Consider the following 13,914-nt stretch of genomic DNA (forward strand, 5'->3'; position numbering starts at 1 on the left):
GTGATGCATTTCTGATCAGATCTCAGCGGGCTGGCCTGGCGCCAGCCCGCTCGGTTTACAGCACCTTGCTGAGGAACGCGGCGGTGCGTGGGTTGGTCGGCGCGCTAAAGATCTGCCCCGGCTTGCCCTCTTCCTGAATCACGCCCTGGTCGATGAAGATCACCCGGTCGGCCACTTCGCGGGCAAAGCCCATTTCGTGGGTCACGATCACCATGGTCATCCCCTCGCTGGCGAGGTTTTTCATCACCTCCAGCACGTCGCCCACCAGCTCCGGATCCAGCGCCGAAGTGGGCTCATCGAACAGCATAATCGACGGCTTCATCGCCAGCGCGCGGGCGATGGCTACCCGCTGCTGCTGGCCGCCGGACAGGCTCGAGGGCCAGGCGTCGCGCTTATCGCTTAAGCCCACCTTCGCCAGCAAGGCGTCCGCCAGGTCGACCGCCTGCTGGCGCGGCATATTGCGCAGATTCATCGGCGCCATAATCAGGTTTTCCAGCACCGTCATATGCGGGAACAGGTTAAAGCGCTGGAACACCATGCCGACGCTTTCGCGCATCTTGTTGAGGTCGGTGGTCCGGTCGTGGGCGGCAAAGCCGTTAACCACCACCTCGCCTTCGCTGACCGTTTCCAGGGCATTCATGCAGCGCAGGAAGGTACTTTTTCCCGAGCCGGACGGGCCGATGATGCACACCACTTCCTGCGGTTTAATATCGCAGCTAATGCCGCGCAGCACGTGGCTGTCGCCGAAGCGCTTATGTAAGTTATTAATGTGAATCACTTTTGCCAAACCTCTTTTCCAGACGGTTAACCAGCTGCGCCAGCAGGAAGGTGATCACCCAGTAGACCAGAGAGATGGTCAGGTAGGGTTCCCAGTAGGTGGCGTAGGCGCCGGAGACGGTGCGCGCGGCGTAGGCCAGATCGGCCAGGCCAATCGCCGAGGCCAGCGACGAGTCTTTGACAATGGCGATGGCGTTGTTGCCCAGCGGCGGCAGAATGCGGCGAAACGCCTGCGGCAGGATCACCTTGCGCATGGTTTTCCACCACGGCATGCCCAGCGCGCGGGAGGCCTCCATCTGCCCTTTGTCGATCGACTGGATGCCGGCGCGGAAAATCTCCGACACATAGGCTCCGGCGTTAAGGGTGATCGCCACGATGCAGGAGAGGAACGCCCCGTAGCTGGCGCGCAGCTCGCGGGCAAAGTCAGCGCTCATCAGGCCGCTGGTCACCAGCAGGCCGTCGCGCGGGTTGATAAACAGCGGCACCAGCGCAAAGTGCACCACCATAATCTGCACGAACAGCGGCGTACCGCGGAAGGCGCTAACGTAAAAACGCACCGGAAACTGCACCAGGTAGCGGAGAATATATTTCCACGGCCCGTGCTCGGCCTTCGCCATCCGCCCGAGACCGAGAGTTAACCCCCACAGCGTCCCGAGGATCACGCAGATAATGGTACATTTAATCGTCATCAGGGCGCCGTCCACAAACAGCGGGCCGTACTCCTCGATGATCTCCCAACGGAATCCCGTCATAGTCCTTCCCTAAAAAATACGGCTATCGCCTGGGCGATAGCCGTGGTCACTGAAAATGGTGGATTATTGCGCTGGCAGCGTCGGCACGTTGTCGTCGAACCAGGTTTTATAGATTTTGGCGTAAGTCCCGTCAGCAACGATCTTTTGCAGCCCGGCGTTGATTTTGCCCAGCAGTTCGCTGTTGCCTTTCGCTACCGCAATACCGAAATACTGACGCTCAAATTTGGCATCCGGCACCAGCTTGAACTGCTTCTCCGGGTGCTGTTTGATGTAGTACTTCACCACCCCGACGTCGCCCACCGCGGCGCTGACGCCGTCCTCAAACAGCTCCTGGAGCATCAGCGGGGTATTGTCGAAACGCTTGATCGCGGTGCTGTTTTTGCCCAGCACCTCAGAAACCACGATATCGCCGGTGCTGGAGTTCACCACCCCGACCTTCTCGTTTTTCAGGGCCGCCAGCGAATCCACCTTCGAGTCCTGGGCGACGACGATAGACTGCTCGGCCGGGAAGTACGGCGCGGAGAAATCGACCATCTGTTTGCGTTTATCGGTGATGGTGATCCCGGAGATGATGATGTCGCGGTCGCCGGTGTTCAGCGTGGCGAAGATGCCTTCCCAGGGGGTATTGACCAGCTTGACGTCAAAGCCTTCGGCTTTGGCGATGGCCTTGATGATGTCGATGTCGAAACCTTCCAGCTGTTTCTGGCTGTTTTCAAATTCAAACGGCCGGTAGGTGCCGCCGGAACCGACGGTATAGGTTTCCGCAGCCGCCTGTCCGGCTGCCGTCAGCGCGGCCATCATGAAACACGCTTTGAGCAAGTTCTTGATCATGAGATTTCCTTTTTATGCATTTATTTTGCATAAAAATACACACACTGACTTTTATATGCAACCGGAAACCTTCCCGCTGGTGAATTATCTCTTCAACTGCCCCGTTTACCGCCGGATTTACCGATGGCCCGGTGCAGGTCGTTGATTCGTTTCAGGGATTTCACCGTTTTTTGTGGCGTGGTGGAGGCCACCGACAGGACAATCATCTCCAGACAGACCAGCACCGTGCCGTGCAGCGGCATTCTGGTGCTGTCCCCGCCGCGTGGGACGTCGATCACCACCTGCGCCTCCTGGCTGAAGCGCGAGTCCACCGCCTGGGTCAGCAGGATCGTCGGGATACCCAGCCGCTTCGCCTCGCGCAGGGTGGTCATCCCTTCGCGATGGGGGGATTTTTGCCCCATCATGATCAGCACATCGCCGCGCTGCAGGCCGATAAGCTGCTCGGCGAGGCTAAAGCCCGTGCGGTTCATCACGTACGCCGGCAGGCCAATGCGGCTGAACAGCCGGGCGGTGTACTCGGCAAGGATCCCCGAGGCGCCGATGCCGAAGATCCCTACCTGTCGCGCGTCGCTGAGCAATGCCACCGCCTGGGCCACCGCCGCGCGGTTGTCGGCGCGCGACAGGACCTCGCAGACCCGCTGATGGCCTTCAAGCACAAAATCAATACTGGAGTTGACGTCGCTGGAGAGCGCCGTGACCGTCGACCGCATCTTTTCCGCCGAGGTGACCGAGGTGCCGAACCAGCGCTCCATGGTCTGCTTAAGCTCGCGCAGCCCGGCGAAGCCCAACGCCTGGATGGCGCGCACCACCGTGGCGTCGGAGGTCTGGGTCGCCGTGGCGATCTCCATCGCCGTATGCTCCAGCACCACCTCGCGGTTGTCGTTGATATAGCTGACCACGGCCCGCAGCCGGGGGGAAAGCTGGTGCGCCCGGGCGCGATAGCGTTCGCCGAACAAGTCGACTTTGCCCTTCTCTTTTTTTACCGCGCTTTTCATTTGGCCTCCGCCGGGATCGGCCTGCCGGCAATATGCGACTGCACCTGGGCCACCATCAGAGACAGCGCGGCGTAGGAGTTAGAGATCACCTCTTCCCGCGGCAGCAAAATGTAATGCCCGGTGCGGCAGGCACGCAAAAAGTCGCACCAGCCGGGCATCACGCCTTCCATCGCCTGCAGCTCATCCTGCGGCTTACCGCCGGTATCCGACCGCCAGGTGGCGAAGACAAAATCGGCATCCAGCTCCGGCAACTGTTCAGCGCTGACATCAATTCGCTGGCCATCGGGGATCCGCTCAATCAGCGGCGGAAAGCGGAACCCGGCATCGCGCAGCACCCGGCCCAGCGCATGATACGAATGATGCACGGTGACCTTGCCGTTGTTCGCCTGGATCACGGAGACGCTGTACTGGGGTGGGTTGACCATCGCTTTCAGCTGTTTGATTTGTTCCTGATAGCGGCGCTCAAGGATCGCCAGCCGCGGCTGGGTGCCGGTCAGCTGCGCCAGCTTGCGGTAAATCTCTGGGGCACTACCCTGCAGATGGTCGATGCTCACCGTCGGGGCAATCTTCTCCAGCTGCTCTACCGACACGTGGCGGCTGGGCTCGGTGATAATCAGATCCGGCTTTGCGGCGGCTACCGCTTCCAGATCGATATCGGCGGTGCCAATAAAGCGGATATCGCTGTTGTCGAAATCGACACCGGTAAGCTGGGCGCTGGCGCGCAGATAGTGGCTGCCGTCCGGGCGCGTCCGGCCGTGGCTGGCGATCGGCGGCACCCCGAGCTCAATCAGCGGAATGGTAATATCGAGATCGTGCATCGAAACAATGCGTTGCGGATGCAGCGGCACGGTGACCGCGCGGCCTAAATCATCGGTGAAAGTTTGAGTTTGTGGGGCGGCGGCGCTGACGGCCCCCGTCAGCAACAGCAGCAATGAGACGAACCAACGCATACTACCTTCCTGGTTAAAGGGCATCACGGCGACGCCAGAGCAAGACAACAAAGAACGGGCAGCCCACCAGGGCAATAACAATCCCCGCCGGGATCTGCAGCGGCGCAAACGCCAGCCGGCCAAAGGTGTCGGTCACCAGCACCAGCAAGGCGCCAATCAGCGCGCTGCCGCACAGCAGCGAGACCTGGCCGCCGCGCAGCACGAAACGCGCCATATGCGGCGCCATCAGGCCCACAAATCCAAGGCTGCCGACGCAGGAGACGCTGGCCGAGGTCAGCAGTACCGGCGCGAAAAAGCGCAGCACCGTCAGCTGCTGCAGACGTACGCCGAGGCCGATGGCGGTCCGGTCGCCCAGCAGCGCCACGTCCGCCGCCCGGGCGGTACAGAACAGGATAATGGCCCCGGGCAGCGCCCAGCAAAAGGCCACCGCCAGCAGCGGCCAGGTGGCGGCCTGCAGGCTGCCCGCCAGCCAGATCATCGCCGTCTGCACGTCGCGAACGTCGGCGGTGGTCATAAAGATGCCGACCGCTGCCGCCAGGGTCCAGGAGACGCCGATACCAATTAAAATAAAGCGCGGCCGCGAGCAGTCGCGCGCCAGCGTCAGGACCAACAGGGCCACCGCCACGCCGCCGACCATCCCCGCCAGCGGCCGCCAGACCAGGCCTACCGCCGGGAAAAACAGCACCAGCGCCAGCACCACGATGCTGGCCCCCTCTTTGACGCCAATCAGCCCCGGGTCGGCCAGCCCGTTACGGGTGATGCTCTGCATCGCCGCGCCGGCCAGCCCCAGCATGGCCCCGCACAGCAGCGCCATCAGGATCCGCGGCAGGCGGATATCAAACAGAATAAAGCGCGGCTGCTCGCCCAACCGCTGCGGCGTCAGCAGCGTCGACGCGGGCAACGGATAGCTGCCGCGGCTGAGGCTGTACAGCCCGAGCGCCAGCAGCATCAGCATCATGATGGCGGCAACTTTTAGCGCCGCCGGGCGCAGCAGCAGCTGGCGGGAGGCGATAACCAGCGGCCGAAAACCGGCCCGGTGAACGGCGCGCTTCATTTAAAAAACCTCGCGGCGATAAAGATAAACAGCGGCGCACCCACCAGGGCGGTCATCGCTCCGGTCGCCAGCTCCTGCGGCGCGACCAGCGTCCGGGCGGCGATGTCAGCCAGCACCAGCACCAGCGCCCCCACCGGCGCCGCCAGGGGCAGCGCCAGACGGATATCTTCCGTCACCAGACGGCGTACCACGTGCGGCACCACCAGCCCGACAAAGCCGATCGGCCCGGCCACCGCCACCGCCGCGCCGCACAGCAGCGCAATCGCCAGCAGGCCCAGCAGCCGCGTCTGGACGAGATTAACGCCAAGGCCCAGCGCCACCTTATCTCCCAGCGCCAGCACATTGAGCCGTGAGGCAATAAGCAGCGCGACGCCAAGGCCGCACAGCGCCGGGACCAGCGCCGTCTGCAGCGTGCTCCAGTTCAGTCCGGCCAGGTCGCCGGCCAGCCAGGTGCGCATCGCCAGCAGCGTCTGTTCATCGAGAATCAATATCGCCGACGTCACCGCCGACGCAAACGCTGACAGCGCTACCCCGCACAACGTGATGCGCAGCGGTGTCGCCCCGCCGCGCCCGGCAGAGGCCAGCGCCATCACGCCGCCGAACAGCAGCGCTGCGCCGCAGGCGGCGGTCAGCGGACGCGCGGCGGGGAAAGCGCTGAAAGACAGGCCCAGCGCAGAGGTCGCCACCACCGCCAGCGAAGCGCCGGCGTTAAGGCCGAGAATATGCGGCTCGCCAAGCGGGTTGCGGATCACCGTCTGCAGCAGCAGCCCGGCGACGCCGAGCGCCGCGCCGGTCAGCAGCGCTGCCGCCAGCCGCACCAGGCGCAGATCGACGATAATCCGCTGGTCGAAGTTGCGCGGATTGTACTCCAGCAGCGCCTGCAGCACCGTCTGTGGGGCTATCCAGCGGGCGCCTAAGCCAAGATGCACCAGCGAGGCGGCGATAAGCAGCAGCGTTAGCAGCAAGAGCGCCAGTCGGGGGCGGGCATGACGCCGCGCGGCGTACAGAACGGCGGCGCTCATGCGTCAACGGCCTGGCGGGCGCGAAACGGCATAAAGAACGGTTTGCCGGTTTGCGGGTTAATCGACATCTGCACGTCAACGTCAAACACGCGTTTAATCAGCTCGGGGCTACAGACGTCGTTGTCGCTAATCGTGCCGGCGATGCGCCCCTGTTTGAGGAACACCAGCAGATCGGCGTAGTTCACGGCAAAGTTGAGGTCATGGAGCACCGTCACCACCGTGCGGCCATGTTCGCGGGTGAGGGTCTGGAGCAGCTCGAGGATATCGACCTGATAGCGCAGATCGAGCCAGGTGGTCGGCTCATCGAGCAGAATGGTGGCCGTTTGCTGGGCCAGCGCCATGGCGATCCAGCAGCGCTGACGCTGGCCGCCGGAGAGGCTGTCCACCGGCAGATGGGCGAATTCGGCAGTACCGGTTAAGCGCAGCGCCTCTTCCACCGCCAGCTCATCGGCCTCAGACCACTGGCGCATCAGCCCCTGCCACGGGTAGCGCCCGCGCGAGACCAGCTCGAAAACCGTTAACCCTTCCGGGGTCAGCGGCGATTGCGGGAGAATGCCCAGCTGGCGCGAGACGGCCTTCGTCGGCATCTGGTGAATGGCTTGCCCGTCCAGACGCACGCAACCGCCGAGCGGTTTCAGCATTCTGGCGATGGTCGAGAGCAGCGTGGATTTGCCGGAGCCGTTCGCCCCGGCCAGCACCGTCATTTTGCCGGTAGGGATGGTCAGGTTGATGTCGTTAACGATCAGGGTCTGGCCGTATCCGGCCGACAGGGCATCCAGTACGATCCCCTGCTCTGCAGGTTTCACCCGCTGTGGCATAACTCGCTCCTGCGCCGCAGCGTTCCAGGTCATCGCTGGACATTCTGCAGTCAAACAAAAATAAATCTCATTCTCTTTTGATCATGACGGGGATAGATGTAGTAGTCAATACTCGCCACTGTCTTCAGTTTGTCACGATAACTACAGCGAGGCCGCGCTAAATAAAAACCAATAAAATCATCTAATATCAATAAAATAACAACAAAACCCCATATCAAGAAAACGTGATAACCCCGCCATTGACCATCGCCAATTTTTTATCTTACATAACGTTTACTACTACATCTCTTCATGATTGAATGATTCTCAATTACACATCTGAAGGCGCATTCAGACGCTAAACAGAGTGCTTTTATTATTCAGGGCAATGATTTTATTGGCTTAATCTGACCGCAAAGGCAGATTCGTTCACGAGAAACAGATAATGACTCAACCCCATGTCGCCTGCAGAGCGTTGCAAGGGCGCGCGCTTTTTTCGCTTCTTTTTTTAGCCTCACCGGGATTAATGGCCGCCGACAATAGCGCGGCGAAAAGTAATAACGACGCGGAAGAGACCATCACCGTGGTGGCCGACAGCGCGCAGCAGAGCGCCACCAGCGGCTATCAGCCTCTCAGTTCCGCCACCGCGACGCTGACCTCGATGCCGCTGCTGGATATTCCGCAGGTGGTTAATACCGTCAGCGATCGGGTTCTCGAAGATCAGCACGCCACCTCACTCGACGAGGCGCTGTATAACGTCGCTAACGTGGTGCAGACCAACACCCTCGGCGGTACCCAGGACGCCTTTACCCGCCGCGGCTTCGGCGCCAACCGCGACGGCTCGATCATGACCAACGGCCTGCGCACCGTGCTGCCACGCAGTTTTAACGCCGCCACCGAACGGGTGGAAGTCCTGAAGGGGCCAGCCTCGACGCTGTACGGTATCCTCGACCCCGGCGGGCTGATCAACGTCATCACCAAACGGCCGGAGCGGCAGTTCTCTGGTTCGGTTTCCGCGACGTCCACCAGCTTTGGCGGCGGTACCGGCAGCTTCGACGTCACCGGCCCCATCGAAGGCACAAATCTGGCGTACCGGCTGATTGGGGAATACCAGAATGAGGATTACTGGCGCAATTTTGGTAAAAACAAAAGCAGCTTTATCGCCCCTTCCCTGACCTGGTTTGGTGAACGAGCGACAGTGACCGCGTCCTATTCGCACCGCGACTACAGCGCGCCCTTTGACCGCGGCACTATTTTCGATCTGAATACCGGCCATGCGGTGAACGTCGATCGCAAAACCCGCTTCGATGAAGCGTTTAATATTACCGATGGCTATTCCGATCTCGCTCAGCTCAACGCCGAGTATCGCCTTAACGACGCCTGGACCGCGCGCTTCGACTACAGCTACAGCCAGGACAATTACAACGACAACCAGGCGCGGGTGATGGCCTATGATTCGGCGACCGGCAATCTCACCCGCCGGGTTGACGGTACCCACGGTTCAACGCAGAAGATGCACTCCACCCGCGCTGACCTGCAGGGCAACGTGGTGGTAGGCGGCTTTTATAACGAACTGCTGACCGGCGTCGCCTATGAGAATTACGATCTGCTGCGCACCGATATGCTGCGCTGCAAGAACGTTAAAGGCTTTAACATCTATCATCCGGTCTACGGCACCCTCGACACCTGTAATACCGTCTCCGCATCCGACAGCGATCAGCGTATCCAGCAGGAGAGCTATGCCGCTTACGTGCAGGACGCGCTGTACCTGACTGACAACTGGATCGCCGTCGCCGGCGTGCGCTACCAGTACTACACCCAGTACGCCGGTAAAGGCCGACCGTTTAACGTCAATACCGACAGCCGCGATGAGAAATGGACGCCGAAAGCCGGCCTGGTCTACAAAGTGACGCCGAACGTCTCCCTGTTCGCCAACGTCGCCCAGTCGTTTATGCCGCAGTCGTCAATCGCCAGCTATATCGGCGAGCTGCCGCCGGAAGAGTCCACCTCCTACGAAGTCGGCGCCAAATTCGACCTGTTAAACGGCATTACCGCCAATATCGCGCTGTTTGATATTCATAAGCGTAACGTGCTGTACACCGAGAGCATTGGCGATGAGACGGTGGCCAAAACGGCGGGCAAAGTGCGTTCCCAGGGCGTGGAAGTGGATCTGGCGGGTTCCATCACCGATAACCTCAGCGTGATCGCCAGCTACGGCTACACCGACGCCAAAGTGCTGGAAGATCCAGATTACGCGGGGAAACCGCTGCCAAACGTGCCGAAACATACCGGCTCGCTATTCCTGACCTATGACATTCATAACGTCTATAACAGCAACACCCTGACCGTCGGCGGCGGCGGCCATGCGGTCAGCAAGCGCTCCGGCACCAACGGCGCGGATTATTATCTGCAGGGCTATGCGGTGGCGGATGTGTTCGCCGCCTATAAGATGAAGCTGCAGTATCCGGTGACGCTGCAGGTGAATGTGAAGAACCTGTTTGATAAGACCTATTACACTTCCTCGATCGGCACCAATAACCTCGGCAACCAGATTGGCGACCCGCGCGAAGTGCAGTTCACGGTGAAGATGGATTTTTAAGCCGGACCATGGCGTCGCGCCGGATATTCATTGCCGGGCGGCGCTGCGCTTGCACCGGCCTACAACTGCATGGCCTGCAGTCCTTCTCCTTCCTGTCGAGTTCGTAGGCCCGGTAAGGCGCAGCCGCCACCGGGCAAAACAGGCGTCTCGCGCCGGATGCCCATTGCCGGGCGGCGCTGCGCTTGCACCGTCCTGCAACTGCATGACCTGCGGTCCTTCCCCTTCCTGTCGAGTTCGTAGGCCCGGTAAGGCGCAGCCGCCACCGGGCAAAAACGTGGCGCCTGGCGCCGGATGTTCATTGCCGGGCGGCGCTGCGCTTGCACCGGCCTACGTTTCCGTGACATTTGTCGCAGCCGCCACCGGGCAATGCGTTCAGCTTACCAGTCCTCCTCCTGGCCGAGGATGCGCAATATATCCTGACGATGCTGCAGCAGCTGCGGGTTATCGCGATGACGGGGAAAATCCAGCGGCAGCGCGAACTCGGCGATAATCCGCCCTGGACGCGGCGACATCACCAGCACCCGCTCGCACAGCAGCAGCGCCTCTTCGATATCGTGGGTCACCAGCAGGCTGGTATACCCCTGCTGCTGCCAGAGGGCGATCAGCTCCCGCTGCATGCTAATGCGGGTCAGTGAATCGAGTTTGCCCAACGGCTCGTCGAGTAGCAGCAGACGCGGTTCGTTCAACAAGGCGCGCGCCAGCGCCGCACGCTGCGCCATCCCCCCGGACAGCTGCCGCGGCCACGCCTCGCTGAAGGCCTGCAGCCCGATGCGGTCAATCAGCGCATCGGCCTTCGCCTCCTGCCCCTTTTTGCCCTGCGCCTGCGGGCCCAGCAGCACGTTCTGCCGTACCGTCAGCCATGGGTAGAGCGTCGGATCCTGAAACACAAGGATCCGCTCCGGCCCCGGGGCGCCGAGCGCTGCGCCGTCGATCTGCATCTGTCCGCTCTGCGGCGCTTCCAGCCCCGCCAGCAGCCGCAGCAGGGTTGATTTGCCGCAGCCAGAAGGGCCCAGCAGCGCCACGCTTTCCCCCGGCCGCAGCTGCAGACTGATATTCTCCAGCACCGGTACCGTCTGTTTGCCAAGCGTAAACGCATGATGAAGATGGCTGATGGATACCGCCGCGCCGCGCGCTATCGCCGGCGATTCTGGCGTCGCTGTTACCATTGCATTCCTCCTCGCTGCCAGCTCAGCAGCCGGTCACGCAGCATAAATAATCCGCTTATCAGGCCGGAGCATAACAACGCCATCACCAGCAGCGCGGCGTACATATTCGGATAGGCCGCCCAGCCCTGGGCCCACTGGAGGTAAAAGCCGATCCCTGACTTCACCCCGACCATTTCGGCGACAATCAGCACCGAAAACGACGCGCCGAGCCCCATAAACAGGCCGACAAAGACGTTCGGCAGCGCGGCGGGGATCGCCACCCGCAGGATCAGGAAACGCTGGCTGGCGCCGAGGGTCCGCGCCACGTCGTACCACGCCTTATCAATGCCCATCACTCCGGACCAGGTCAGCACCGTGACCGGGAACCAGGTGCTCAGCGCGATCAAAAACACGCTGGCGCCGAAGCTCGAGGGAAAAATAAACAGGCACAGCGGCAGCAGCGCGGTGGACGGCACCGGCCCCAGCAGACGTAACACCGGATGAACCCAGTAGCCAATCCGTTGCGACCAGCCAATGGCCAGACCGGTGATGAACCCGCTGCTGGTGCCCAGCAGCACGCCGAGCCCCAGCAGCCCCAGCGAGTGCAGCAGGCTGTCGAGCAGGCGCGGCCAGTCATCGTGCAGCACTTCGATCAGCGCCTGCGGCGGCGCGAAAAACGGCACCGGCAGCACGGCACTCTTGGCGGTCAGCCCTTCCCAGACAGCAAACAGCACCGGCAACAGCGCCAGCCACTTGCCGGCATGCAGCACACGCGCGCCGCGCGCTCGCCAGTAGCGATAGCTCAGCGCCAGCAGCAGTAATCCGCCGCCGAGGGTGAATTGCGCCAGCGCCCACCCTTCGCTAAACGGCCAGCGCCGCCCGACATCGGGCCAGGCCAGGGTAAACAGACCGCCCAGCAGCCACAGCGCGGCGGCCAGCAGCCCTTCTCCCCACAGCGGCGCGCGGCCGGTGGGGCGCGCCAGAGCCTGCTCAGGCGAATACGTTGGCATAGATACTCTCCGCGAACTGATGGGGATCGGTACCCGGTTTGATCACCTGCACTCGCTGCAGGTCAACCGCGTACTGCGTCAGCTCTTTCACGAATGCTTCGCCCACCGCGTGATGGCCGTGGCCCTGCCCGTGCAGGATGCCGCTCACCTCAGCTTCACTGGTGTTCAGAGCATGGGCGAGGAAGGATTGCGCCACGCTTTCCGGATGCGCTGCGGCATAGCTGTGCGCCTCAAGGATCGCCTGGGTGAGCGCGGCGGCCGCCGGTTTATGGTCCCGCGCCAGGCTCCCGCTCACCCCCAGCACGCAGCAGCTGAGGTTGGCATAATCCCCGGTCATATTGCTGGCGATCAGCTGATACTTGCCGGTCTCCAGCAGACGATAGCTGAACGGCTCGCTGCCGCTGATGGCGGCGATTTCGCGCTTGTCCAGCGCCACGCTGAGCAGATCCGCCGGGTAGACTTTCCACTGCACGTCGCTGATCGGGTCGATACCGTGGCGCTTAAGCAGAATGGCGAAGAAGTTTTTATCCGGCCCGGCCATGTCGGTGACGCCGATGGTTTGTCCCTTCAGGCTCTCGAGGCCGCCGAACGGCGAGTCTTTGGCCGTCAGCAGGTTCAGACAGCCGCCGTGGGTCCCGGCGGTGAGCTTGACGTCAAAGCCCTGCTCCAGCGCCTTCAGCCAGCGCAGCGCCATCCCCACCCCGGCGTCGGCCTTACCGGTGGCGATCGCCTCCAGCAGCACATCGGTGGAGTTGCCGAAGTTAACAAACTCAACGTCGAGGTTATATTTACTGAAAATCTTCTGCTGCTCGGCGACGGCGACCGGCGCGAGGCATACCGCGCTTTTATTGATCGCCAGCTTGATCTTGTAGGGCTGTGGCAGGCGCAGCGCCGGATGGGCATCGCCGCTGGCCATGTCCGCCATATCGTGAGCCCACAGCGGCAGAGCGACCCCGGCCAGCGCCAGGCCGCCGCTGAGCTGTAAAAAACGGCGGCGGGAAAAAGTGTTTCTGGTCATGGTGTCACCTCGGCGGCGGGCACGCTAAAACGGCGGTCAAAGGTCGGCTTCACGTCCAGCCGGGTGCGGATCAGTCCGTTGGCGAGATAAAAGTCCGCCGTTGCCTGCTGCTGGGTCACCGTTTCCTCTGCCAGCGGCTGCCACTGCGACTGGCGGTTGGCAAACTGCGCGCGGGCGATCTCCGCCGGGAAGCGGATGATCTCCCCCAGCGTTTTGCCGTAGCTGTCGAGATTGGCGTAGGCCCAGCGCTCGGCGCCGGCCAGGCGCTGGAGATAATCCTGCAGCGCGGCGCGTTTTTGCGGATCGTTCAGCGCGGAATCCGTTGCCGCGAGGAAGGTATTCCCCGGCAGCAGCCCTTTGCCGCTCACCAGAATCTGCCCCTCATTGGTCTTCACCATTTGGGTGGTGTAGGGCTCCCAGGTCGCCCAGGCGTCCACCGAACCGTTAAGCAGCGCCACTTTGGCGTCCACCGGGCCGAGGAACACCCACTGCACCTCCTTCGGTGAAATCCCCGCCTGCTCCAGCGCTTTCAGCGCCACGAAATGACCAATCGACCCTTTACCGGTGGCGATGCGTTTGCCTTTTAAATCGGCGCCGCTTTTTAACGTGCTGCCGGGGGAAACCAGCACCGCGGTCCCCGCCGGGTTGCTTTTATCCACGGCAATGGCCTTGACCGGCGCACCGTTGGCCAGAGCAAAGAGCAACGGCGCATCGCCGATGATCCCCGCGTCCACGGCGCCCGCATTGAGGGCTTCCGCCAGCGGCGCGGCGGCCGGGAACTCGGCCCACTTAATGTCATAAGGGAGATTTTGCAGGGCGTTGGCCGCCTCCAGCTGCGAACGCATGCCGCCTTTTTGATCGGCGATACGCAGGGTGATCCGCTCCTGCGCTGTCGCGTAGCCGCCCAGCGCCAGCAGCATCAGCGCTGCCGCCACCCGGCCTGAAAATGATAGACGCATCGTGA

Annotated in this window: 12 protein-coding genes and 1 pseudogene; 1 reads left to right on the plus strand and 12 read right to left on the minus strand. The window is 62.1% G+C overall.

From position 1 onward, the window contains the following. Positions 1 to 55 precede the first annotated feature (55 nt). From CWM58_RS05735 to CWM58_RS05770, 8 genes and pseudogenes are all read right to left on the minus strand, one after another. On the minus strand, positions 56 to 778 hold the full coding sequence (locus tag CWM58_RS05735) for an amino acid ABC transporter ATP-binding protein (protein ID WP_012541428.1): 723 nt from the start codon (positions 776 to 778) through the stop codon (positions 56 to 58). Beyond that, on the minus strand, positions 765 to 1,529 hold the full coding sequence (locus CWM58_RS05740; protein WP_004151161.1) for an amino acid ABC transporter permease: 765 nt from the start codon (positions 1,527 to 1,529) through the stop codon (positions 765 to 767). The genes CWM58_RS05735 and CWM58_RS05740 overlap by 14 nt, the downstream gene beginning before the upstream one ends. Before the next feature lie 63 nt (positions 1,530 to 1,592). Beyond that, positions 1,593 to 2,360, minus strand: a complete 768-nt coding sequence (locus CWM58_RS05745; RefSeq protein WP_061154280.1) for a basic amino acid ABC transporter substrate-binding protein — start codon at positions 2,358 to 2,360, stop codon at positions 1,593 to 1,595. A 92-nt stretch (positions 2,361 to 2,452) separates the two neighbouring features. Further along, a pseudogene (locus CWM58_RS05750) lies at positions 2,453 to 3,386 on the minus strand (MurR/RpiR family transcriptional regulator). Continuing rightward, positions 3,352 to 4,329: an ABC transporter substrate-binding protein gene (locus CWM58_RS05755; RefSeq protein ID WP_165785721.1), complete on the minus strand. Its 978-nt coding sequence runs from the start codon at positions 4,327 to 4,329 to the stop codon at positions 3,352 to 3,354. Before CWM58_RS05755 ends, CWM58_RS05750 begins: the two are co-directional and overlap by 35 nt. Continuing rightward, entirely contained in the window at positions 4,319 to 5,359 is a 1,041-nt protein-coding gene (locus tag CWM58_RS05760) for a FecCD family ABC transporter permease (protein ID WP_100680494.1), read from the minus strand. Before CWM58_RS05760 ends, CWM58_RS05755 begins: the two co-directional genes overlap by 11 nt. Then, positions 5,356 to 6,381 (minus strand): FecCD family ABC transporter permease, encoded by a 1,026-nt coding sequence (locus tag CWM58_RS05765; RefSeq protein ID WP_100680495.1) that lies wholly within the window; start codon positions 6,379 to 6,381, stop codon positions 5,356 to 5,358. Before CWM58_RS05765 ends, CWM58_RS05760 begins: the two co-directional genes overlap by 4 nt. Next, positions 6,378 to 7,199, minus strand: a complete 822-nt coding sequence (locus tag CWM58_RS05770; RefSeq protein ID WP_061154275.1) for an ABC transporter ATP-binding protein — start codon at positions 7,197 to 7,199, stop codon at positions 6,378 to 6,380. The genes CWM58_RS05765 and CWM58_RS05770 overlap by 4 nt, the downstream gene beginning before the upstream one ends. Positions 7,200 to 7,704: 505 nt before the next feature. Here CWM58_RS05770 and CWM58_RS05775 point away from each other — a divergent pair. Continuing rightward, positions 7,705 to 9,777: a TonB-dependent siderophore receptor gene (locus tag CWM58_RS05775; protein ID WP_087653252.1), complete on the plus strand. Its 2,073-nt coding sequence runs from the start codon at positions 7,705 to 7,707 to the stop codon at positions 9,775 to 9,777. A 377-nt stretch (positions 9,778 to 10,154) separates the two neighbouring features. Here CWM58_RS05775 and CWM58_RS05780 read toward each other — a convergent pair whose 3' ends face one another. Genes CWM58_RS05780 through CWM58_RS05795 form a run of 4 tightly spaced genes read right to left on the minus strand, consistent with a single transcriptional unit; the run spans position 10,155 to position 13,909 of the window. Beyond that, positions 10,155 to 10,943 (minus strand): ABC transporter ATP-binding protein, encoded by a 789-nt coding sequence (locus CWM58_RS05780; RefSeq protein WP_100680496.1) that lies wholly within the window; start codon positions 10,941 to 10,943, stop codon positions 10,155 to 10,157. After that, positions 10,937 to 11,932: an ABC transporter permease gene (locus tag CWM58_RS05785; protein ID WP_100680497.1), complete on the minus strand. Its 996-nt coding sequence runs from the start codon at positions 11,930 to 11,932 to the stop codon at positions 10,937 to 10,939. The genes CWM58_RS05780 and CWM58_RS05785 overlap by 7 nt, the downstream gene beginning before the upstream one ends. After that, positions 11,913 to 12,950 (minus strand): ABC transporter substrate-binding protein, encoded by a 1,038-nt coding sequence (locus CWM58_RS05790; RefSeq protein ID WP_100680498.1) that lies wholly within the window; start codon positions 12,948 to 12,950, stop codon positions 11,913 to 11,915. Before CWM58_RS05790 ends, CWM58_RS05785 begins: the two co-directional genes overlap by 20 nt. Then, positions 12,947 to 13,909, minus strand: coding sequence for an ABC transporter substrate-binding protein (locus CWM58_RS05795; protein ID WP_023340331.1), 963 nt, complete (start codon positions 13,907 to 13,909; stop codon positions 12,947 to 12,949). The genes CWM58_RS05790 and CWM58_RS05795 overlap by 4 nt, the downstream gene beginning before the upstream one ends. Positions 13,910 to 13,914: the final 5 nt, after the last annotated feature.

The sequence above is a fragment of the Klebsiella sp. H-Nf2 genome (assembly GCF_002806645.1).
Lineage (GTDB): Bacteria > Pseudomonadota > Gammaproteobacteria > Enterobacterales > Enterobacteriaceae > Klebsiella > Klebsiella variicola.

Coding starts and splice junctions, on each gene's coding strand:
- CWM58_RS05740 (WP_004151161.1), bottom strand. CDS start 1,529: ATGACGGGATTCCGTTGGGAGATCATCGAGGAGTACGGCCCGCTGTTT.
- CWM58_RS05745 (WP_061154280.1), bottom strand. CDS start 2,360: ATGATCAAGAACTTGCTCAAAGCGTGTTTCATGATGGCCGCGCTGACG.
- CWM58_RS05755 (WP_165785721.1), bottom strand. CDS start 4,329: ATGCCCTTTAACCAGGAAGGTAGTATGCGTTGGTTCGTCTCATTGCTG.
- CWM58_RS05760 (WP_100680494.1), bottom strand. CDS start 5,359: ATGAAGCGCGCCGTTCACCGGGCCGGTTTTCGGCCGCTGGTTATCGCC.
- CWM58_RS05765 (WP_100680495.1), bottom strand. CDS start 6,381: ATGAGCGCCGCCGTTCTGTACGCCGCGCGGCGTCATGCCCGCCCCCGA.
- CWM58_RS05770 (WP_061154275.1), bottom strand. CDS start 7,199: ATGCCACAGCGGGTGAAACCTGCAGAGCAGGGGATCGTACTGGATGCC.
- CWM58_RS05775 (WP_087653252.1), top strand. CDS start 7,705: ATGGCCGCCGACAATAGCGCGGCGAAAAGTAATAACGACGCGGAAGAG.
- CWM58_RS05780 (WP_100680496.1), bottom strand. CDS start 10,943: ATGGTAACAGCGACGCCAGAATCGCCGGCGATAGCGCGCGGCGCGGCG.
- CWM58_RS05785 (WP_100680497.1), bottom strand. CDS start 11,932: ATGCCAACGTATTCGCCTGAGCAGGCTCTGGCGCGCCCCACCGGCCGC.
- CWM58_RS05790 (WP_100680498.1), bottom strand. CDS start 12,950: ATGACCAGAAACACTTTTTCCCGCCGCCGTTTTTTACAGCTCAGCGGC.
- CWM58_RS05795 (WP_023340331.1), bottom strand. CDS start 13,909: ATGCGTCTATCATTTTCAGGCCGGGTGGCGGCAGCGCTGATGCTGCTG.